This is a genomic window from Paracidovorax citrulli, assembly GCF_900100305.1.
GTDB lineage: Bacteria > Pseudomonadota > Gammaproteobacteria > Burkholderiales > Burkholderiaceae_C > Paracidovorax > Paracidovorax citrulli.
In genome coordinates, this window is the sequence record NZ_FNEY01000023.1 from 25,881 (window position 1) to 46,042 (window position 20,162).

The window sequence follows — 20,162 nt, forward strand, 5'->3', positions numbered from 1 at the left end:
GCAAAAAGGCCCTTCGCAGGGCCTTTTTCTCGTCCATGGCGCAGGGCGCGCCGTCGTGTCACTCGCCCAGGTAGGCGGCGCGCACGCGCGGATCGTTCAGCAGGTCCTGGCCCGGGCCGGTCATGGTGATCAGGCCGGATTCCATCACGTAGCCGCGGTCGGCCAGGGCCAGCGCGCGGCTGGCGTTCTGCTCGACCAGCACGATGGTCACGCCCAGGGCATAGACGTCGCGCACCACCTCGAAGATCTTGTCCACCATGATGGGAGACAGGCCCATGGAGGGTTCGTCCAGCAGCAGCACCTTGGGCTGGCTCATGAGCGCGCGGCCCATGGCGAGCATCTGCTGCTCGCCGCCGGACATGGTGCCCGCGAGCTGGTCCTTGCGCTCGCGCAGGCGTGGGAAGATGCTGAACATCTTCTCGATGTCGGCCTGGATGCCGGCCTTGTCGTTGCGCGTGTAGGCGCCCATCAGCAGGTTCTCGGTGATGGTCATGCGGGCGAACACGCCGCGGCCCTCGGGCACCATCACCAGACCCTTCTTCACGAGGTCCCAGGCGCCCTTGCCGCGGATGCTCTCGCCCAGGTAGTGGATGTCGCCGTCGTTCATCGCCAGCGTGCCGGTGATGGCCTTCATCGTCGTGGTCTTGCCGGCACCGTTGGAACCGATGAGGGAGACGAGCTCGCCCTCGCGCACCTCGAAGTCCACGCCCTTGACGGCCTGGATGCCGCCGTAGGCCACCTTCAGGCCCTTCACGGACAGCAGTACGTTGTTGGATTTCTCGGCCATGCTCAGTGTCCTCCGGTGCCCAGGTAGGCCTCAATCACTTTTTCGTTCTTCTGCACGTCGGCAGGGGTTCCTTCGGCGATCTGCTTGCCGTAGTCGAGCACGGTCACGCGGTCGCACAGGCCCATCACCAGCTTCACGTCGTGCTCGATGAGCAGGATGGTGCGGTTGTCGCGGCGGATGCGGTCGATCAGTTCGCGCAGCTGCACCTTCTCGGTGGCGTTCATGCCGGCGGCCGGCTCGTCGAGCGCGATCAATTGCGGATCGGTGGCCAGGGCGCGCGCGATCTCCAGGCGGCGCTGGTCGCCGTAGGACAGGGTGCGTGCCTTGAAATCGGCGTATTTGCCGATGCCCACGTAGTCGAGCAGTTCCTGCGCGCGCCTGGCGATCGCGGCCTCTTCTTCCTTGAAGGCCTTGGTGCGGAAGATCGCGCCGATCAGGCCGGACTGGGTGCGGATGTGCCGGCCCACCATCACGTTCTCGAGCGCCGTCATCTCGGCGAAGAGCCGGATGTTCTGGAACGTGCGCGCGATGCCCGCCTTGGCGACCTCGTGCACCGCCGTGGGCTCATAGGACTTGCCGGCCAGCTGGAAGGTGCCGCTGTCGGGCGTGTAGAGGCCCGTGATGACGTTGAAGAAGGTGGTCTTGCCTGCGCCATTCGGGCCGATGAGGCCGTAGACCTGGCCGCGGCCGATGGTGATGCCCACGTCGGAGAGGGCCTGCAGCCCGCCGAAGCGCTTGGAAATACCGGCGACCCGCAGCACCACTTCGTTGGTTGTTTCTGCCATGTTCGTTGCTCTCGAAGGGTGTTCTCAGGACTTCTGCACGAGGCTCTTGCCGTGCTCGGGCGACGGCCAGAGGCCGCGCGGGCGCAGCAGCATGATGATGATCATGGCCAGCGCGATCAGCAGCTGGCGCAGGATGGCGGAGTCGAGGCGGCCGTCCGTCATGGACTGCAGCGGGCCCGCCACGTAGCGCAGCACCTCGGGCAGCGCGGACAGCAGCACGGCACCCAGGATCACGCCGGGGATGTGGCCGATGCCGCCCAGCACGACCATGGCCACGATCATCACGGACTCCATCAGGCTGAAGGACTCGGGCGACACGAAGCCCTGGAACGCACCGAACATCGCGCCCGAGACGCCGCCGAAGGACGCGCCCATGCCGAAGGCCAGCAGCTTGAGGTTGCGGGTGTTGATGCCCATGGCCTTGGCGGCGATCTCGTCCTCGCGGATGGCCATCCAGGCGCGGCCGATGCGCGAGTCCTGCAGCCGGTAGCAGATGATGACGCTGAACACCACCAGGACCAGGAACAGGTAGTAGTAGAGCGTGACGGAGTTGATGTCGTAGCCGAACAGCTCCAGGCGCCGGCCGAGATCCAGGCCGAAGACCTTGACCGAGTCGATCTGGCCGATGCCCTTGGGCCCGTTGGTCAGGTTGACGGGGTGGTCCAGGTTGTTCAGGAAGATGCGGATGATCTCGCCGAAGCCCAGCGTCACGATGGCCAGGTAGTCGCCGCGCAGCTTGAGCGTGGGCGCGCCGAGCAGTGCCCCGCAGACCGCGGCCACCAGCGCGGCCAGCGGTATCACGAGCCAGAGGGAGGTGTGCAGACCGTTGGGGAACATGGCCGCGAAACTCGCGAAGGTATCCGACAGGTGCGGCGACGCCATCAGGCCGAAGAGGTAGGCACCCACGGCGTAGAAGGCCACGTAGCCGAGGTCCAGCAGCCCGGCGTAGCCGACCACGATGTTCAGGCCCAGGGCCAGCATGACGTAGAGCAGCGCGAGGTCGGCGATGCGGACCCAGGCGTTGCCGAAGGACTGCAGGATGAGCGGCAGGACGAGCAGCGCGATGGCGCCGATGATCCATTGGGCTTTGTTGTTTTTCATGGGAATGCGCTCCTCAGGCACGGTCGGCCACACGCTCGCCCAGCAGGCCCGAGGGGCGCAGCGTGAGGATGATGATCAGCACGATGAAGGCGAAGATGTCGGTGTAGTTGCTGCCCAGCAGGCCGCCCGTGAGGGTGCCGATGTAGCCCGAGCCGATGGCCTCGATGAGTCCGAGCAGGATGCCGCCCACCACCGCGCCGGCCAGGTTGCCGATGCCGCCGAACACGGCCGCCGTGAAGGCCTTCAGGCCCGGCAGGAAGCCCATGGTGTGCTGGGCGGTGCCGTAGTTGGAGGCGTACATGATGCCGGCGATCGCGGCGAGCACGGCCCCGATGATGAAGGTGGCCGAGATCACCATGTCCGGCTTGACGCCCATCAGGGCGGCGACGCGCGGGTTCTCCGCGGTGGCGCGCATGGCGCGGCCGAGCTTGGTGTAGTTGACCAGATAGACCAGCGAGGCGAGCGCGATGGCCGTGACGGCCAGGATCAGCACCTGCGTGGAGGTGATCACCGCGCCGCCGATCTGGAACGGCGTGGTCGGCAACAGCGTGGGATAGGGCTTGTAGTTGGGCTTCCAGATGATCATGGCCAGCGTCTGCAGCAGGATGGACATGCCGATGGCGGTGATCAGGGGAGCGAGGCGGGGACTGCTTCGCAACGGACGGTAGGCGACCTTTTCGATGGTGAAGTTGAGCGCAGCGGCGACCACGCAGGCGATGATGGTGGCCAGCAGGAGAATGACCCAGCCCGGAGCGCCCGGCATGGCTTCCTGCATCAGCCCGATGCAGCTCCAGCTGGTCAGTGCCCCGATCATGAGCACTTCCCCGTGGGCGAAGTTGATCAACTGAATGATGCCGTACACCATGGTATAGCCCAAGGCTATCAAGGCGTACATGCTGCCGAGGACCAGACCGTTGATGATCTGCTGCAGCAAAATGTCCATAGAAAAAGTCCTTCGTTGATAACGTCCCATCCCGTCATTGGGCCGGGAATCGGTACAGCCTTTTGGGCCCGATTGCCATGTAGCAAAAAACCCGCCAGGACAGGTGCCACGCGGGTTTGGTGCGGGATTGTAGCCAGATGCCTTGCGGGCGCCTTACCACGGCTGGACGGGGTTTTCCCGGGGATGGACAAGACATCAGCAGCCCGAACAGGCCATTAGGCGCGCTGATCCATTCACGCATGGACGCGGTGCCGGCGGGGCGCTGGTGGAGCGGAGGCTGCAGCCGTCTCCCGCCCTTCCCGGCAGTGGAGAAGGTCAGGCGATCTTGAACCGGCCGATGGTCGCGGCCAGTGCATTGGCCTGCGTCTGCAAGGTGCCCGAGGCGGCAGCGGATTGCTCCACCAGCGAAGCGTTCTGCTGCACCATCGCATCCAGCTGGACGACCGCCTGATTGACTTCCTGGATGCCGCGCGTCTGCTCTGCGGCGGCACGCGCGATCCCGGAAATGACGGATTGCACTTCGGCGGAATGGGAGATGATCTCGCTCATGGTCTTGCCGGCCCGGCGCACCTGGACCGACCCGGCGGAAACGCGCGACACCGTGGACTCCACCAGCTGCTTGACCTCGCGTGCGGACTCTGCACTGCGCTGCGCCAGGTTGCGCACTTCATGGGCGACGACGGCAAAACCGCGCCCCTGCTCCCCGGCACGGGCGGCTTCCACCGCTGCATTGAGCGCGAGAATGTTGGTCTGGAATGCGATGCCGTCGATGACCGTGATGATGGCACCGATCTGTCCCGAGACCTTTTCGATCTCTTCCATCGTACCGACCGCCTCGGAGACGATCCTGCCCCCCTGCGAGGCCATTTCCGTCGCGGCACTGGAACGCTGGTCGGCCTCCAGGGCCGCCGCGGCGGAGCTGTCGACCGTTCCCGAGATGTGGGCCATCGAGGCAGCGGTTTCCTCGAGATTGGCGGCAGCCAGCTCGGTACGGGCGGACAAGTCCTGGCTGGCGCTCGCGATTTCATCGGCGGCAGTCAGGACCGACGCTCCGGCATCCCGGACTTCCAGCATCACGCTCTGTATTTTGCCGACGAACTGGTTGAACGACCGGGCGATGGTGGCGACCTCGTCCTTGCCCTGGTCCGGCAGGCGCTGCGTCAGGTCGCCGGACCCCGAGCCGATGGCCGTCATGGCCTGGCTGACTTGCTCGAGCCGGCGGAAGCTGGTCGCCGTCATGGCGATGCCGATCACGGAGGCGATGCCGACGATGATGAGCAGCGACACCAGCGAGGCCACCAGCAAGGAACGCGAGCCCGCCATCACCTCGGCTTCATCCATGACGATCACGATGCGCCAGTCGGTGCCGCGGACATCCTGCGCACGCACCAGCTTTGCCCGGCCATCGACGACGACCTTCATCTGCGCCGAGCCCGGGCCCGTGGAAGCGACGGAGAGCTGGGAAAAATCGGGCGCGATATCGGTGACCTGCCTGAATCGCAGTTTTGTATCAGCGTGCGCGATGATGCGGCCGCTCCGGTCGATCAACATGCCGAAGCTTCCTGGTGTCGGCTGGATCGACTTGATGTTCTCCACCACGCTGTCCAGCGCGATATCCCCGACCAGGACGGCCTTGAGCGCCCCTTCGCGCATCACCGGCAGGGCCAGTGCCACCAGCAGGAGCTTGCTGGTGCTGACGTACGGAATGGCGACGGGTTTACCGGCCTGGACCGCGCCCTGGTACCAGGGGCGGCTGGTCGGATCGTACGTGGGCGGAATGTTCGGCCAATCCGTGAATTTCGCGGATTTGTCCGGATAGCCGACGCCGACGTCGTAGAAACCACCGGCGACGGCAATCTGCTTGAGTGCGATATCCGGGCTACTCGTCAGCACCACATCCTGCAGCGAAGCCACCATACGGGACTTGTCAGCCACCCAGTCGCCGATGACCACCGCATGCTCGTTGACCGAAGTGATCAAATCCTGATCGGCCGCCGCCGACATGCTCGATTTTGCGATCAGGTAATTGGTCGCGGTGCTGACGATGACCGAGAGCGCGACCAGCAATACCGAGACACCGACGACGCGGGTGCGAATGGATGACAACATTTTGGTGGAGTTTTGTTTTTGCAATCAAACCAATTAACTGCATTATTACAAAAACAAACATACCACAGGGAAAACGTTATGCGCATGCGTGCTGTGCATCGGCACAAGATGTTGTATGCGGCACCACAACGAGATTGACTTTTCGGAATCCCGGCGCGCTCACCAAGGCATTCATCTCAATTTTTGCGCGCTTCTTCGTCCCACTTTTTGAGCACCGCCAGCTTCTCCGCGATCTTCACTTCGAGGCCTCTGGGCACCGGCCGATACCAGCCCGGCTCATCCATGCCGTCGGGAAGATAGGTTTCCCCGGCAGCGTAGGCGTTGGGCTCGTCATGCGCATACCGGTACTCGTGCCCATAGCCCAGTTCTTTCATGAGCTTGGTGGGCGCGTTGCGCAGGTGGACCGGCACCTCACGGCTCTTGTCCTTCTTCACGAAGGCCCTGGCCGCGTTGTAGGCGTTGTACCCCGCGTTGCTCTTGGCAGCCACCGCCAGATAGATCACGGCCTGCCCCAGGGCCAGCTCGCCCTCCGGGCTTCCCAGACGCTCGTAGGTCAGCGCGGCATCGTTGGCGATCTGCATGGCCCTCGGGTCGGCCAGGCCGATGTCTTCCCACGCCATGCGGACAATGCGCCGTGCCAGATACCTGGCGTCTGCCCCACCGTCCAGCATGCGCGTGAGCCAGTAGAGGGCAGCGTCCGGATGGGAGCCGCGCACCGACTTGTGCAGGGCTGAAATCTGGTCGTAGAAATTGTCCCCGCCCTTGTCGAAGCGCCGGCTGTTCAGCGTCAAGGCGTTCTGCAGGAAGTCGGCAGTGATCGCCGTGGTCCCCGAAGCATTGGCTGCCGTGCTGGTCTGCTCCAGCAGGTTCAGGAACCTTCTGGCGTCGCCATCCGCATAGCCGATGATGGTGTCCGTCGCCAGGTCGTCGAACCGAAGATGGCCGAGGGCCATCTCTTGCGCACGCTTCAGAAGCAGCCGCAGTTCTTCATCCGTCAGGGACTTCAGGACATAGACCTGGGCGCGCGACAGCAGAGCCGAGTTCACCTCGAAGGAAGGGTTCTCGGTGGTGGCCCCGATGAAGGTCACCAGGCCGCTTTCCGCGTAGGGAAGCAGCGCGTCCTGCTGCGACTTGTTGAACCTGTGGATTTCATCCACGAACAGGATCGTGTGCTTGCCCATCGCCAGGTTCTGCTGCGCCTGCTCCATGGCGGCACGGATGTCCTTGACACCGGAGAACACCGCAGACAAGGCGATGAACTCGCATTGGAACGCCGTGGCCGTGAGCCGGGCCAGGGTCGTTTTGCCCACGCCTGGCGGCCCCCAGAAGATCATGGAGTGCGGCTTGCCCGACTGGAACGCCAGCCGCAACGGCTTGCCCTCCCCCAGCAGGTGCGACTGCCCGATCACCTCGTCCAGGCTGGCCGGGCGCAGGGCTTCGGCCAGGGGAGCGACCGGAGGAGTGGAGAACAGATCTGCCATGGCGGTGGAATGCGATGCAGCGGAAGAACGGGGGTTCGGGAAGGGAAACCGGCAGGAGCGAACGGGAAAGACAGGCCGCCGCACCCATTATTCCTGCAGGCGGTATCCTGCACCAATCCGGGGGCTCCGCGTTGCAGGCCGGCGCCGCGAGCATCCCCGCACCCTCCGACGACATGCTGCGCCCCCAGCCCGATCTCGCCTCGCTTGTGCACAGCGTGCGCAATTGCACCCTGTGCGCAGGCAGCCTGCCCCTCGGGCCGCGGCCCGTGCTGCAGGCCTCCGCCGGGGCGCGCATCCTCGTCGCGGGGCAGGCACCGGGCCGCAAGGTGCACGCCAGCGGCATTCCCTTCGACGATGCGAGCGGCGAACGGCTGCGCGCCTGGATGGGGGTGGACCGGGACACGTTCTACGACCCCGGGCGCATCGCGATCGTCCCCATGGGCTTCTGCTACCCCGGCACCGGCCGTTCGGGCGACCTGCCGCCGCGCCCGGAATGCGCCTCCACCTGGCGCAAGCCGCTGCTGCAAGCCCTGCCCGGCATCCGCCTCACCATCGTGCTCGGCGCGCACGCCCTCGCCTGGCACGGACGCCGCGCGCCTGCGCCGGCGTCGCTGACCGACGCCGTGCAGGACTGGCGCCGCGATGCGCCGGCGCTATGGGTGCTGCCGCATCCCAGTCCGCGCAACAACGGCTGGCTGAAACGCCATCCGTGGTTCGCCGAAGAATTGCTGCCCACCCTGCGCCGCGGAGTGGCGGAAGTGCTCGCGGACTGAACGCTGCGGGTACACGCAGCGCCGCGTGAGCGAAACCATGTGTGGGCCTGCGGAGCTAAACTCTGCGGCCGGGGAAGGCGGGTCCGCCATGCGCCGGGCCATGGCCGCGCAGCGCGGACAATCACGCTTCGCGCGCCTGCCCGCAGGCCGCCCCCATCCCTTCGGAGACCCATCCATGCATTTCGCTGCCCATGCCGTCGCGGCGCTGATCGCGCTGCTGCACATCTACATCCTGATACTGGAGATGTTCCTCTGGGACAAGCCGGCAGGCCTCAAGGCGTTCCGTAACACGCCGGAGCGCGCGGCGGACACGAAGGTGATGGCGGCCAACCAGGGTCTCTACAACGGCTTCCTCGCGGCCGGGCTGCTCTGGGGCCTCTGGCTCGGCGGACCGCACGGCCGCGCGGTCCTGACCTTCTTCCTGCTGTGCGTGCTGGTGGCCGGGCTCTACGGCGCCGCCACGGCGGCCCGCAAGATCCTGTTCATCCAGGCAGTGCCGGCCGCGCTGGGCCTGGCATTGCTCTGGATCTAGCGGCAGGCCGGCGGCGCCGGGCCTTGCAGGGCATCACTGGCGCACCACGTCGGCGCCCTGCGGGGGCTTGAACTCGAAAGTGGAGGCCGGCAGGGAAGCGCTGGACTGGACGTTCGCGAAGCGGATCACCGAGCGCTGGCCGAAGCTGTCCAGGATGTCCAGGGCCGCGAGCTGCTCGCCCTGGAAGCCCACGCGCACGCTCTTGAGCTGGCCGTCCCTGGTCCTGGGGGTGGCCAGCACCCACTGCAGGCCATCCTGGTCCGGCGCGGATTCGAGGGTGAAATCCTTGCGCAATGCCTGCAGGTCCGGCGCGGAGGCCAGCAGCGCGGCGGGCGTGGTGCCCAGCGCCTGCGCCTGCGCCCGCTGGGTGACCTGGTTCAGGTCGGCGTCGTAGAGCCAGAGCGACTTGCCGTCGGCCACGATGGTCTGGGCGAAGGGCTTGGTATAGGTGAACTTGAAGCGGCCCGGCCGCTGGAACTCGAAGGTGCCGGAGGAGGTCCGGGTGCGCGAGGCCTGGCCGTCCTTCGGGGGCGATGTCACGGTCTGCGTGAAATCCGCGCGCCCGGCCTGGGCGCCCTTCATGAACGACTCCAGGCTCGCCAGGCCATCGGCCCAGGCGCTCTGCGCACCGACCGCGATCGCGGCGATCGCCATCCACTGTTTCATCATGCTTCGATCCAATCCTTGTCGTCCAGGCTCCGGCATGCCGGCGGTCACTCGCGGTGGGGCACCAGCACCTCGCGCTGCCCGCTCGCGGTGAGCGCGCTCACGAGGCCGGCCTTCTCCATGTCTTCCAGCAGGCGCGCGGAGCGGTTGTAGCCGATGCGCAGCTTGCGCTGCACGTACGAGATGCTGGCCTTGCGGTCCTTGAGGACCACTTCCACCGCCTGGTCGTACATGGGGTCTTTTTCTCCGCCTTCACCCCCCCCGCCGCCTTCGCCGAAGGCGCCATCGTCGCCGTCCACGGTGCCCCCCTCGAGCACGCCCTCGATATAGTCGGGCTCGCCCTGGCTCTTGAGGTAGCTGACGACGCGGTGGACTTCGTCGTCGGAGACGAAGGCGCCGTGCACGCGGATGGGCAGCCCGGTGCCGCTGGCCATGTAGAGCATGTCGCCCATGCCCAGCAGCGCCTCGGCGCCCATCTGGTCCAGGATGGTGCGGCTGTCGATCTTCGAGCCCACCGAGAAGGCGATCCGGGTCGGGATGTTGGCCTTGATGAGGCCGGTGATCACATCGACGCTGGGCCGCTGGGTGGCCAGGATGAGGTGGATGCCGGCCGCCCGCGCCTTCTGCGCCAGCCGTGCGATCAGTTCCTCGATCTTCTTGCCCACCACCATCATGAGGTCGGCCAGTTCATCGATGATGACGACGATGTGCGGCAGCCGCTCCAGCGGCTCGGGCTCCTCGGGGGTGAGGCTGAAGGGGTTGTAGATGAACTCCTCGCGCGCCTTGGCCTCGTCGATCTTGGTGTTGTAGCCCGCCAGGTTGCGCACGCCCAGCTTGGACATGAGCTTGTAGCGGCGCTCCATCTCGGCCACGCACCAGTTCAGGCCGTGCGCGGCCTGCTTCATGTCGGTGACCACGGGCGCCAGCAGGTGCGGAATGCCTTCGTAGACCGACATTTCCAGCATCTTGGGGTCGATCATCAGCAGGCGCACGTCGCGCGCTTCTGCCTTGTAGAGCAGCGAGAGGATCATGGCGTTGATCCCCACCGACTTGCCAGAACCCGTGGTACCGGCCACCAGCACGTGCGGCATCTTGGCGAGGTCGGCCACCACCGGATTGCCCACGATGTCCTTGCCCAGGCCCATGGTGAGCAGGCTCTTGGCGTCGTGGTAGATCTGCGAGCCCAGGATCTCCGAGAGGCGGATCGACTGGCGCTTGGCGTTGGGCAGCTCCAGTGCCATGTAGTTCTTGCCGGGGATGGTCTCGATCACGCGGATGGAGACCAGCGACAGCGAGCGGGCCAGGTCCTTGGCGAGGTTCACGATCTGCGAACCCTTCACGCCGGTGGCGGGCTCAATTTCGTAGCGGGTGATCACCGGCCCGGGCATGGCCGCCACGACGCGCACCTCGACGCCGAAGTCCTTGAGTTTCTTCTCGATGAGGCGGCTGGTCATCTCCAGCGTCTCCGGCGCCACGGTTTCCTGCCGCGCCTGCGCGCCATCGAGCAGGTCCACCTGCGGCAGGCGGCTGTCGGGCATTTCGGTGAAGAGGGGCTTCTGCCGCTCCTTCACCACGCGCGCGCTCGGGGGGGCGTCGGCCATGAGCACGGGCTCGATGATCTGCACGGGCTGCGGATGGTGCTCCTGGATTTCATGGCGCTCCTCCTGCACCACCTCCTCGCGCTCGCGGGCGGCCCGCTTGCCGGCCGCGACGTCACGGGCCTTCTCGCGGCGCGCCCGGCCGAACTGCACCAGCCCGTCGATGCGGCCGCCCAGCCGTTCGGCCAGCTGGCCCCAGGAGAAGCGGAACACCAGCGCGGCGCCCGCCACGACCGCTATCACGGCCACCAGGCCCGAGCCGGTGAAACCCAGCCACTTCACGCCGGCGGGGCCGGTGATGTAGCCGAGCACGCCGCCGGCGTGCCCGGGCAGCAGCGGCTCCAGGCGGTACAGGCGCGACCACTCCAGGGCCGTGCTCGCGCACAGCAGCAGGGCGAGGCCGATCCAGAACATCAGCCGCCGTGCCAGCGGGCTCTGGCCGGGTGTCGCGGACTCCCCTCCGCGCATCCAGCGCGCGAGCGAGGCGATCCAGGCGCGCACGCCCGCGGCCACGCACCACCATACGGAAAAGCCGAGCGCGAAATAGCTGCCATCGGCAAGCCAGGCGCCCAGGCGTCCGGCCCAGTTCGCCATCAGCCGGCTGTCGTGCGCACCGGACGTGGACCAGGCCGCATCCTGCGCGGAATAGCTGGCCAGGGCCAGCAGCCAGAAAACCAGGGCCAGCAGCCCGGCCACCAGGCCGATCTCGTGCCCGAAGCGTGCGGCCATGCTGCGCGGCGCCGATCTGCCCCCGGCAGAAGCATTGAGGGTGTTGAGGGAGTACGTCATAGTCGAAGCGCGGCAAGCTTACCCGATGCCCTGCCCGGCCGTGTCGGCGCGGCGTCCTGGATGCAGACCCTGCGGCAGCCCGGTCTTCGCCGGCTTCTTACAATCGCCGCGATTGAAAACCCCGCGCCCGCGCGGGCCGGCCCCGGGTGGATACTCGTGGAACCGACCGCATGGACGGAATGCACCCGCCACCCGGCGGCACAAACTCTTACCTTTCACCATGTCCACTACGCAACACGCCAAAGTCATGATCCTGGGCTCCGGCCCCGCCGGCTACACGGCCGCCGTGTACGCCGCCCGCGCCAACCTGAATCCCGTGCTGATCACCGGCATCGCGCAGGGCGGCCAACTCATGACGACGACGGAAGTGGACAACTGGCCCGCCGACGTGAACGGTGTGCAGGGCCCGGAACTGATGCAGCGCTTCCTGGAGCACGCCGAGCGCTTCAAGACCCAGGTGGTGTTCGACCACATCAACCAGGTGGACCTGTCCAAGCGCCCGTTCACGCTCACCGGCGACAGCGGCACCTACACCTGCGACGCGCTCATCATCGCCACGGGCGCCTCGGCCAAGTACCTGGGGCTGCCCTCCGAAGAGGCGTTCATGGGCCGCGGCGTCTCGGGCTGCGCGACCTGCGACGGCTTCTTCTACCGCGAGCAGGACGTGTGCGTGGTGGGCGGCGGCAACACCGCCGCGGAAGAAGCGCTCTACCTCTCCAACATCGCCCGCAAGGTGACGCTGGTGCACCGGCGCGACAAGTTCAAGGCCGAGCCCATCCTGGTGGACAAGCTCAACGAGAAGGTCGCCGCCGGCAAGATCGAGCTGAAGGTGTTCCACACGCTCGACGAGGTGCTGGGCAACGACAGTGGCGTGACGGGCATCCGCATCAAGAGCACGCAGGACGGCAGCACCCAGGACATCGCCCTGCAGGGCTGCTTCATCGCCATCGGCCATGCGCCCAACACCGGCATCTTCGAAGGCCAGCTGACGCTGGAGAACGGCTACATCGTCACGCAGGGCGGCCTCAAGGGCTTCGCCACGCAGACCAGCGTGCCCGGCGTGTTCGCGGCCGGCGACGTGCAGGACCACGTCTATCGCCAGGCGATCACCAGCGCCGGCACGGGCTGCATGGCGGCGCTCGACGCACAGCGTTTCCTGGAGCAGGAAGGCGTGATCTGACGCCCTGCCCGGTCCGTCCGCGCGGGCGGCAGCCGTGCGGGCTGGACACCCGTTTGAAGGCCGCGCTATAATGCGCGGCTTTGCTGCATCTTGCGCACCGCTTTTTCAAGCGAGCCGCGCGCCGCGGCAGATACCAACCGGGTTACCGCCACCCTATCTGGCGAGGTGAGGCCGCGCGGACAGGCTTTCGCGAACCAGCGGAGCGTGCATGTCCTGCGGCTGTATTTGAAAAATCGGAGTGTCCTCATGGCACGCGTCTGCGACGTCACGGGCAAGAAGCCCATGGTCGGGAACAACGTTTCCCACGCCAACAACAAAACCAAGCGCCGGTTCCTGCCGAACCTGCAATACCGCCGTTTCTGGGTCGAGAGCGAAAACCGCTGGGTGCGCCTGCGTGTTTCCAGCGCCGCCCTGCGTCTGATCGACAAGAACGGCATCGATTCCGTGCTCGCCGACCTGCGTGCACGTGGCCAGGCTTAAGGAGTAGCACCATGGCAACCAAAGGCGGACGCGACAAGATCAAGCTGGAATCCACCGCAGGAACCGGCCACTTCTACACCACCACCAAGAACAAGAAGACGATGCCCGAGAAGATGTCGATCATCAAGTTCGACCCCAAGGCTCGCAAGCACGTCGAGTACAAGGAAATGAAACTGAAGTAAGGCGCCAGCCGCTTCCAGCGCTTTCCCGTGAAAGCCGCCCCACCGAGGGCGGCTTTTCTTTTTCCGGCTGTTCCTTTTTGGCGTGGCCTCAGGCCGCAGCGGCCTGGCGGCCCCCGCCCTGCTGCGGCGGGCGGCCGGTTTCCGGCACGGTATTGCGCTGGCCGGCCAGCAATTCGCCCAGCACCCGGTACCCCTCCTCCACCGCAGGCGTGAACGGCATGCCGCAGCTCAGCCGCAGGAAACGTTCGTAGCGCCCGGTGTTGGAGAACATGGGCCCCGGCGCCACACGGATGCCGCGTGCCAGGGCATCGTCGTAGAGCCGCGTGGAGGACAGGCCCGCGGGCAACTCGAGCCACAGGCTGATCCCGCCGGGCGGCAGGCTCAGGCGGGTTCCCGCGGGGAAGTAACGGGCGACGGCGCGGGCCGACTGCTCGCGCTGCTCCTTCAGCGAAGCGCGCATGCGGCGCAGGTGCCGCTCGTACGCGGGCGAACCCACGGTGCGCGCCGCCAGCAGTTGCGACCACGTCTGCATGTTGCGCGTGCGGGCGAACTTGAGCATCTGCACGCGCGCATTCCAGCGGCCGGCGCTCATCCAGCCCTGGCGCAAACCCGGCGCGAAGCTCTTGCTGAGGGAGGCGCAGTAGATCACCTGTCCCGCGTCGCCCGGGCGGTCCCAGGCCTTGGCGGGCCGCATCGGCTGGGGCGATTCGACGAACTCGCGGTAGATATCGTCTTCGATCAGGGCGAGGCCGTGCTCCACGCAGAGCGCGACGAGGCGCTCCTTGTGGGAGTCCGGCATGACGCTGCCCTGGGGCATCTGCAGGTGCGGCACCACCACCACGGCCTTGAGCCGCGGCTCGTTGCGGGCCGCGAGTTCCAGGGCCTCGATCGATATGCCGGTGTGGGGGCTGCAGGGAATCTCGAGCGCGCGCAGGCCCCGCACCTCGATCGCCTGCAGGATGCCGAAGAAGGTCGGGGATTCGACCGCGATCACATCGCCGGGCTCGGCCACCGCGTCCAGCGCGAGGTTCACGGCCTCCGAGTTGCCGTGCGTGGCGCCGATACCCTCGGGCGCGAGGCTCAGGCCGAAGCTGAGCGCATGGTGCGCCATGGCCCGCTGGAACTCCGGGTGCGTGGACGGGGCGGAGGGGCCATAGACGAGGATGTCGGGCTGTTCGCGCAGCAGCCGGACCGCGAGGCGGTTGAGCGCCTCGGCATCGAACAGCGCGGGCGCGGGCATGGCGCTGCCCAGGTCCAGCGCGGAAGGCGCACGGCGGGCCTTCTCCAGGAACGTGGAAATGCGTTCGTTGATGCCGGCGAACACGTGCGGGTCGGGCGGCAGCGGCTCGTGCAGTTCGGGCTCGCGGGCCGCCGGCAGGGAGGCGACACGGGCAGGAACGGCGGCGAAGTACCCCACCCGCTCGCGCGCCTGGGCGAAGCCTTCGGCCTCCAGGTGCCGCAGCACCTGCAGGGCTGTGGTGAGGCTCACGCCATGCCGCTGGCACAGCTCCCGCACCGACGGCAGGCGCATGCCCGGCTGCAGGCTGCCCGCCGCGATGGCCTGCACGTACAGGCCCGCGATCTGCCGGTAGCGCGGCTGGTCCGCGGCCCGCGCCGCGGGCGACAGGGGGAATTCGGCGACGGAATCGGTCATGGCGGGGACGCCCCGAAAGGCGCTGGAGGCGGGAAAGCAGTGCCGGCCATCATGCCGCGGCATCGCACGGCCGCACAGATACAGACAGGCCACACAGTGACCATAACAGAGGCAGAAAAACCCGCACTGTTCTCCTTGCCCTCCGGTCCGCCTGTGCCTGCCCCGGCATCCGGGTTCTTCCTAGGATGAGGCCCTGTTCCGACGCATCCGCCCCCAGGAGAAACCATGCCGCACGCCACACGCCCAGCCCCTTGCGCATCCCCTGCTGTCAGCCCCCTTGTTCCCGCGGCCACGCAACTGTCCGTGCGCCCTGGCCAGACGCTGCTGGTCTGCCTGCCGCCCGGCGCTTCGCTGGTGGTGGAGCATGGCTGCCTCGCGTTGCGGGCCGGTCCGGTCGTGTGGGGGCAGGTGCTGGCATCCCAGGCCCGCCTCGGGACGCTGGAAGCCGGGCAATGCCGGACCGGCGCGGCGGAGTCCACGGAGTGGATGGAAGTGTCCAACCCGGGGCATACGACGGCCCATGCCAAGCTGCTGGAGCCTGCCCCCGTCCTGTCATCGCTGGCGGGGCTGGTCAGGGCCTGCCTGAACCGGCTGGGCGGCGGGATGCGCACCCTGCGGGCGCATGGAAGGCCGAGGCCCGGCACGCCGGACCACGGCCAGCGGGCGGGGGCCCATGCCACCACAGCACGGTGATGGCGAACGCCGCCTGCCGTGCCGGCCGCTGCCGCAGCCCGCCCCGGCTCCAGTCAGCTCAGGCCTGCGCGGCCCGCAGCCGCAGCGAGAAATCCCGCAGGGCGGCGATTCCGCTCTCTTCGGCGCGACGGCACCAGGCCTGCAGGTCGGCCGTGAGCTGCTCGCGCGATTGCGAGGTGTTCAACCAGAGCTGGCGCAGCTCCTCGCGCATCGTGACCATGGTGTCGAGCACGGGATGCGCGGCGCGGGCACTGGCGAGCTGCTCCTGGGCGCGCGCGGGCACCTTCTCGGCATCGCGGTGCAGCCAGCGGCGCGCGGTACGCAGCACGGACACGTCCGCCTTGCGGGCCTTGAGGGCGGCGATCTCCTCGCGGCAGGCGCGGCGCACGCCGCGCGCATAGCCGGCCATGACCTCGTAGCGGTTGGCGATCAGGGCCTCGAGCGTCTTCTCGTCCGCCACCGGCTTGACGGCGCCCAGGCGCAGCTTGGGCGGCACCTTCCTGACGGTGGCCCAGCCCACGCGGCGCATCAGGCTGATGTAGAGCCAGCCCACGTCGAATTCATAGGGCTTGACCGAGAACTTGGCCGAGGTGGGATAGGTGTGGTGGTTGTTGTGCAGTTCTTCGCCGCCGATCACGAGCCCCCAGGGCACCAGATTGGTGCTCGCATCCTGCGCCTCGAAGTTGCGATAGCCCCAGAAGTGGCCGATGCCGTTGACGACGCCTGCGGCCCAGAACGGGATCCAGAGCATCTGCACGGCCCAGACCGTCGCGCCGATGGCACCGAAGAGCAGCACGTTGATGATGAGCATCAGCCCCACGCCCTGCCAGGCGAAGCGGCTGTAGACGTTGCGCTCGACCCAGTCGTCGGGCGTGCCGTGGCCGAACTTGGCCAGGGTCTCGGCATTGGCGGCCTCGGAGCGGTACAGCTCTGCGCCGCGCCACATCACGGTATCCAGCCCGCGCGTCTGCGGGCTGTGGGGGTCGTCGGCGGTCTCGCACTTGGCGTGGTGCTTGCGGTGGACGGCCACCCATTCCTTCGTGACCATGCCCGTGCCCACCCACAGCCAGAAGCGGAAGAAGTGCGACGGGACGGCGCCGAGGTCCACCGAGCGGTGCGCCTGGGCGCGGTGCAGGAAGATCGTCACGGCGGCGATCGTGATATGGGTGGTCACGAGCGTGTAGAGGACGATCTCCCACCAGGACAGGTCCAGCAGGCCATTGGCCATCCAGGCAAGGATGGCATCGAAAACGGCCCGGTCGGGAAGGTACATGGGAAGCCTTTGAGGAAAGCGGACGGGAAAACTGCCCGATGAAGGGCACTTCAGTGATTTTAGAAGCCGATGCGGCCGGGAAGTTGCACAAGACCGCGCGATGCGCGGTGTTTTCATCGGCGGATCAGCCGGGGGAAATCAGCCTTTCCGGGTCCATACCGCGGCGAAGAAGCCATCGGTCTGGTGCAGATGGGGCCACAGGCGCAGATAACCAGTGCCGCTGGCGCCCCCGCTGCACAGTCCGGCCGCGCCCTCGACCTTGAGCTGCTCCAGCAGCGTGCCCACGTCTTCCGCCACGAAGTCGGAATGTGCCGCACTGAAGGCTTCCGCGATACCCTCGTTTTCCTCGGGCAGGATGCTGCAGGTGGCGTACACCAGGCGTCCGCCCGGCTTGAGCAGGCGCGCGGCGCTCTGCAGGATGGCGGTCTGCTTGGCCACCAGTTCCTGGACGGCCTGGGGGGACTGCCGCCATTTCAGGTCCGGGTTGCGGCGCAGGGTGCCCAGGCCGGAGCATGGTGCATCCACCAGCACGCGGTCGATCTTGCCGGCCAGGCGCTTGATGCGCTCGTCGCGCTCGTGCGCGATCGCGGCGGGGTGCACGTTGGAGAGGCCGCTGCGGGCCAGCCGCGGCTTGAGCGCGTCGAGCCGGTGGGCGGAGACGTCGAACGCGTAGAGCCGCCCGGTGCTGCGCATGGCCGCGCCGATGGCGAGCGTCTTGCCGCCCGCGCCGGCGCAGAAGTCCACCACCATTTCGCCGCGGCGGGGCTGCAGCAGCAGGGCGAGGAGTTGCGAGCCCTCGTCCTGCACCTCGACGGCGCCGCGCGCGAACGCATCGACCTTGGTGAGCGCCGGCTTGCCTTCCACGCGCAGGCCCCAGGGGGAGTACGGCGTGGGCACTGCGGGAATGCCGGCCTTGGCCAGTTCCTTCTGCACGTCGGCGCGCCTGGCGTTCAGGTCGTTGACGCGCAGGTCGAGCGGCGCCGGCTGGGCCAGGCTGTCCGCCAGGGCCCAGAAGCCCTCGCCCACCTGGCGCCGGAGCGGCTGCACGAGCCAGTCGGGCAGGTTGTGGCGGTGCGGCTCCAGCAGGTCGGACGGCGGCACGGCGTCGCACTGGTCGAGCCAGCTCTTCTCGGCATCGGAGAGCGCGCTCTTGAGGAAGTCGCGCGGGCCGTGGAAGCCCAGGATGGCGAGGCGCCGCTCGCGCGGCCCGGAGCCGGAGCGCGCCAGTTGCTCGAACAGCAGCTTCTTGCGCAGCACGGTATAGGCGGTTTCGGCGAGGGTGGCGCGTTCGCGCGGACCGAGGGAGCGGTGGTCCCGGAAATAGCGGGACACGACGGCATCGGCGGGGTGTTCGAATTGGAGGGTGAGCCTGACGAGTTCCGCGCAGGCATCCAGAAGGGCTTTCGGGTGCATGGGAGGATTGTCCCATCCATGCGTGCCGGGCGCGTCACTGTTATGGAATGCAATGCGCTGCAAAAGAAAACAGTATGCATTTTTCCGGCGCGCCAGGCACTGCCGGCATTAGATTGGGCGGCTATGCACCATGCACCCGTACGACGACCGCGCGCGACTTCGCTGCTTCCGCCCCCCCGGGCGCTGCGCATGGCAGCCGCTGCCGCGGCGGCGGCGCTGATGTGCGCCTGCGGCGGCGAGAGTGTGACCGCGCAGGCTGCGGCCGCGCCCGCAGGCAGCATCGATTCGCTGGGCGCGACGGGCTGGGCCTCCCATGGCACGCCGACCACCGGTGGACAGGGCGCCGCGGCAGAAAGGACCTACACGGTGGCGAACCGCAACGAACTCATCCAGGCGCTCTACGGCAACACCGCCGTGATCGCACCGGACGGTTCGGTGCAGGGGACGCCGGACAAGGCGCCCAAGGTCATCCGCATCCGGGGCACCATCGACCTGAACGTGGACGGCCAGCTGCGCCCTTACACGCCGGACCGCTACGTGGCGGACTCCTGCGCATCGTCGGTGCACGGCTATGCGTCCCAGGCCAGCCTCTGGTCGGACTACCTCGCGGCCTACCGCCCGGGCGCCTGGGGCAATGCGCGAACGGTGAGCGGCAAGCCGGAAGACGCGCGGGCCTGCGCGGCGGAACTGCAAAGGCGCGTCGTGACGATCAGCGTGCCGGACAACACGTCCCTGCTGGGCATCGGCACGGACGCGAAGATCCTGCACGGCAATCTCATGCTGGGCACGCCGGATGCGCCGGTCGCCAACATCGTGATCCGCAACATCACCTTCGAAGACGCATTCGACGACTTCCCCCAATGGGACCCGACGGACTCCTCCGACGGCCGGTGGAACTCGGAGTACGACCTCATTTCCGTCGCCCATGCCAGCCACGTGTGGATCGACCACAACACCTTCAGCGACGGCGACCGCCACGACCATGCCTTCCCTTCCGTGTGGCACGAGACGGTGCACGGCACGGACTACAGCGGCGGCGATTTCAAGGTGCAGCACCATGACGGCCTCGTGGACGTGACCCGGCACGGCAACTACGTCACCCTGTCGAACAACCATTTCCACGACCACGACAAGGCATTCCTGATCGGTGGCACCGATGTCCCCGGCGCGGACAGCGGCAATCCGCGCATGCTGAAGGTGACGTTCCACGGCAACCATTTCCAGAACCTGCGGCAGCGCCAGGCCCGGGTCCGCTACGGGATGGTGCACCTCTACAACAACTACTACGAGAACACACGGGACGCCTCGGCCGACTACCCCTGGCTCGCCGGCATGACGCTGGGCCAGAGCGGCAAGGTGCATGCCGAGAACAACGTGGTATCGCTCGCCGGCCCGGACCGGCCCGCGCGGCCTGCCGACGTGGCGAACGCCCGGATCTCGGCGGCACGGACGCAGGACTGCGCGGCGCTGTTTTCGGCCAGCGAGTGCGCCTCCACGTTCTACGACAGCGGCACGGTGCTCAACGGCGGGCCCGCGGACCTGACGGCCGCCGTGCGCTGGTCGTCGGCACTGGCGGCCGCCCCGGCCTGGAAGCCATCGGACTACTACGACTACACGCTGGAGGACACCGCGGACCTGGCGGCGCGCATCACCGCCCGTGCGGGAGCGGGCAAGCTCGAGGGTCCCGCAGAACCACGCTGACGCCGGGCGTCGGGAGTGCCCG

18 protein-coding genes are annotated in these 20,162 nt (G+C 67.5%); 7 read left to right on the plus strand and 11 right to left on the minus strand.

The features are described from left to right. Nucleotides 1-58: 58 nt before the first annotated feature. The 6 genes from BLR99_RS15355 to BLR99_RS15380 form a co-directional block, all read right to left on the minus strand. Nucleotides 59-787: an ABC transporter ATP-binding protein gene (locus BLR99_RS15355; protein ID WP_011795007.1), complete on the minus strand. Its 729-nt coding sequence runs from the start codon at nt 785-787 to the stop codon at nt 59-61. 2 nt (nt 788-789) lie between these two features. Continuing rightward, nucleotides 790-1,572: an ABC transporter ATP-binding protein gene (locus tag BLR99_RS15360; protein ID WP_017438185.1), complete on the minus strand. Its 783-nt coding sequence runs from the start codon at nt 1,570-1,572 to the stop codon at nt 790-792. A gap of 24 nt (nt 1,573-1,596) precedes the next feature. Next, complete coding sequence (locus BLR99_RS15365) at nt 1,597-2,673, minus strand: ABC transporter permease subunit (protein WP_011795005.1); 1,077 nt, start codon at nt 2,671-2,673, stop codon at nt 1,597-1,599. 13 nt (nt 2,674-2,686) lie between these two features. Then, nucleotides 2,687-3,616, minus strand: a complete 930-nt coding sequence (locus tag BLR99_RS15370) for a branched-chain amino acid ABC transporter permease (RefSeq protein ID WP_017438186.1) — start codon at nt 3,614-3,616, stop codon at nt 2,687-2,689. Nucleotides 3,617-3,931: 315 nt separating this feature from the next. Continuing rightward, a complete protein-coding gene (locus BLR99_RS15375) occupies nt 3,932-5,725 on the minus strand; it encodes a methyl-accepting chemotaxis protein (protein WP_011795003.1) in 1,794 nt (597 codons plus the stop codon). A gap of 176 nt (nt 5,726-5,901) precedes the next feature. Beyond that, nucleotides 5,902-7,206, minus strand: coding sequence for a replication-associated recombination protein A (locus BLR99_RS15380; RefSeq protein ID WP_017438188.1), 1,305 nt, complete (start codon nt 7,204-7,206; stop codon nt 5,902-5,904). A gap of 173 nt (nt 7,207-7,379) precedes the next feature. Between BLR99_RS15380 and BLR99_RS15385 the strand changes: the two genes are divergently transcribed. Next, a complete protein-coding gene (locus tag BLR99_RS15385; protein ID WP_170838054.1) occupies nt 7,380-7,979 on the plus strand; it encodes a uracil-DNA glycosylase family protein in 600 nt (199 codons plus the stop codon). Between the two features lie 175 nt (nt 7,980-8,154). After that, nucleotides 8,155-8,511 carry a DUF1304 domain-containing protein gene (locus tag BLR99_RS15390; RefSeq protein ID WP_011795000.1) on the plus strand — a complete coding sequence of 119 codons (357 nt, stop codon included), beginning with the start codon at nt 8,155-8,157 and terminating at the stop codon, nt 8,509-8,511. 33 nt (nt 8,512-8,544) lie between these two features. On the opposite strand, the gene lolA is transcribed toward BLR99_RS15390, so the two are convergent. Continuing rightward, complete coding sequence (gene lolA / locus BLR99_RS15395) at nt 8,545-9,180, minus strand: outer membrane lipoprotein periplasmic chaperone LolA (protein WP_011796481.1); 636 nt, start codon at nt 9,178-9,180, stop codon at nt 8,545-8,547. Nucleotides 9,181-9,224: 44 nt separating this feature from the next. Beyond that, entirely contained in the window at nt 9,225-11,564 is a 2,340-nt protein-coding gene (locus tag BLR99_RS15400) for a DNA translocase FtsK (protein ID WP_011796482.1), read from the minus strand. A 220-nt stretch (nt 11,565-11,784) separates the two neighbouring features. Here BLR99_RS15400 and trxB point away from each other — a divergent pair, with 220 nt between their 5' ends. From trxB to rpmG, 3 genes are all read left to right on the plus strand, one after another. Continuing rightward, nucleotides 11,785-12,744, plus strand: a complete 960-nt coding sequence (trxB, locus tag BLR99_RS15405) for a thioredoxin-disulfide reductase (protein ID WP_074687344.1) — start codon at nt 11,785-11,787, stop codon at nt 12,742-12,744. 246 nt (nt 12,745-12,990) lie between these two features. Continuing rightward, nucleotides 12,991-13,224 carry a 50S ribosomal protein L28 gene (gene rpmB / locus BLR99_RS15410; RefSeq protein ID WP_005797187.1) on the plus strand — a complete coding sequence of 78 codons (234 nt, stop codon included), beginning with the start codon at nt 12,991-12,993 and terminating at the stop codon, nt 13,222-13,224. Between the two features lie 11 nt (nt 13,225-13,235). Next, nucleotides 13,236-13,406, plus strand: a complete 171-nt coding sequence (gene rpmG / locus BLR99_RS15415; protein WP_011796484.1) for a 50S ribosomal protein L33 — start codon at nt 13,236-13,238, stop codon at nt 13,404-13,406. 88 nt (nt 13,407-13,494) lie between these two features. Here rpmG and BLR99_RS15420 read toward each other — a convergent pair whose 3' ends face one another. Continuing rightward, nucleotides 13,495-15,060: an aminotransferase-like domain-containing protein gene (locus BLR99_RS15420; protein WP_052712000.1), complete on the minus strand. Its 1,566-nt coding sequence runs from the start codon at nt 15,058-15,060 to the stop codon at nt 13,495-13,497. 303 nt (nt 15,061-15,363) lie between these two features. Between BLR99_RS15420 and BLR99_RS15425 the strand changes: the two genes are divergently transcribed. Beyond that, a complete protein-coding gene (locus tag BLR99_RS15425) occupies nt 15,364-15,753 on the plus strand; it encodes a hypothetical protein (protein WP_228193983.1) in 390 nt (129 codons plus the stop codon). Nucleotides 15,754-15,811: 58 nt separating this feature from the next. Here the strand turns inward: BLR99_RS15425 and BLR99_RS15430 are convergent, their stop codons facing one another. Both BLR99_RS15430 and BLR99_RS15435 read right to left on the minus strand, forming a co-directional pair. Beyond that, entirely contained in the window at nt 15,812-17,026 is a 1,215-nt protein-coding gene (locus tag BLR99_RS15430) for a DesA family fatty acid desaturase (protein ID WP_046059741.1), read from the minus strand. 138 nt (nt 17,027-17,164) lie between these two features. Further along, nucleotides 17,165-18,439, minus strand: a complete 1,275-nt coding sequence (locus BLR99_RS15435) for an RsmB/NOP family class I SAM-dependent RNA methyltransferase (RefSeq protein WP_011796488.1) — start codon at nt 18,437-18,439, stop codon at nt 17,165-17,167. Between the two features lie 189 nt (nt 18,440-18,628). Between BLR99_RS15435 and BLR99_RS15440 the strand changes: the two genes are divergently transcribed. Further along, entirely contained in the window at nt 18,629-20,140 is a 1,512-nt protein-coding gene (locus tag BLR99_RS15440) for a pectate lyase family protein (protein WP_048857509.1), read from the plus strand. Nucleotides 20,141-20,162 lie beyond the last annotated feature (22 nt).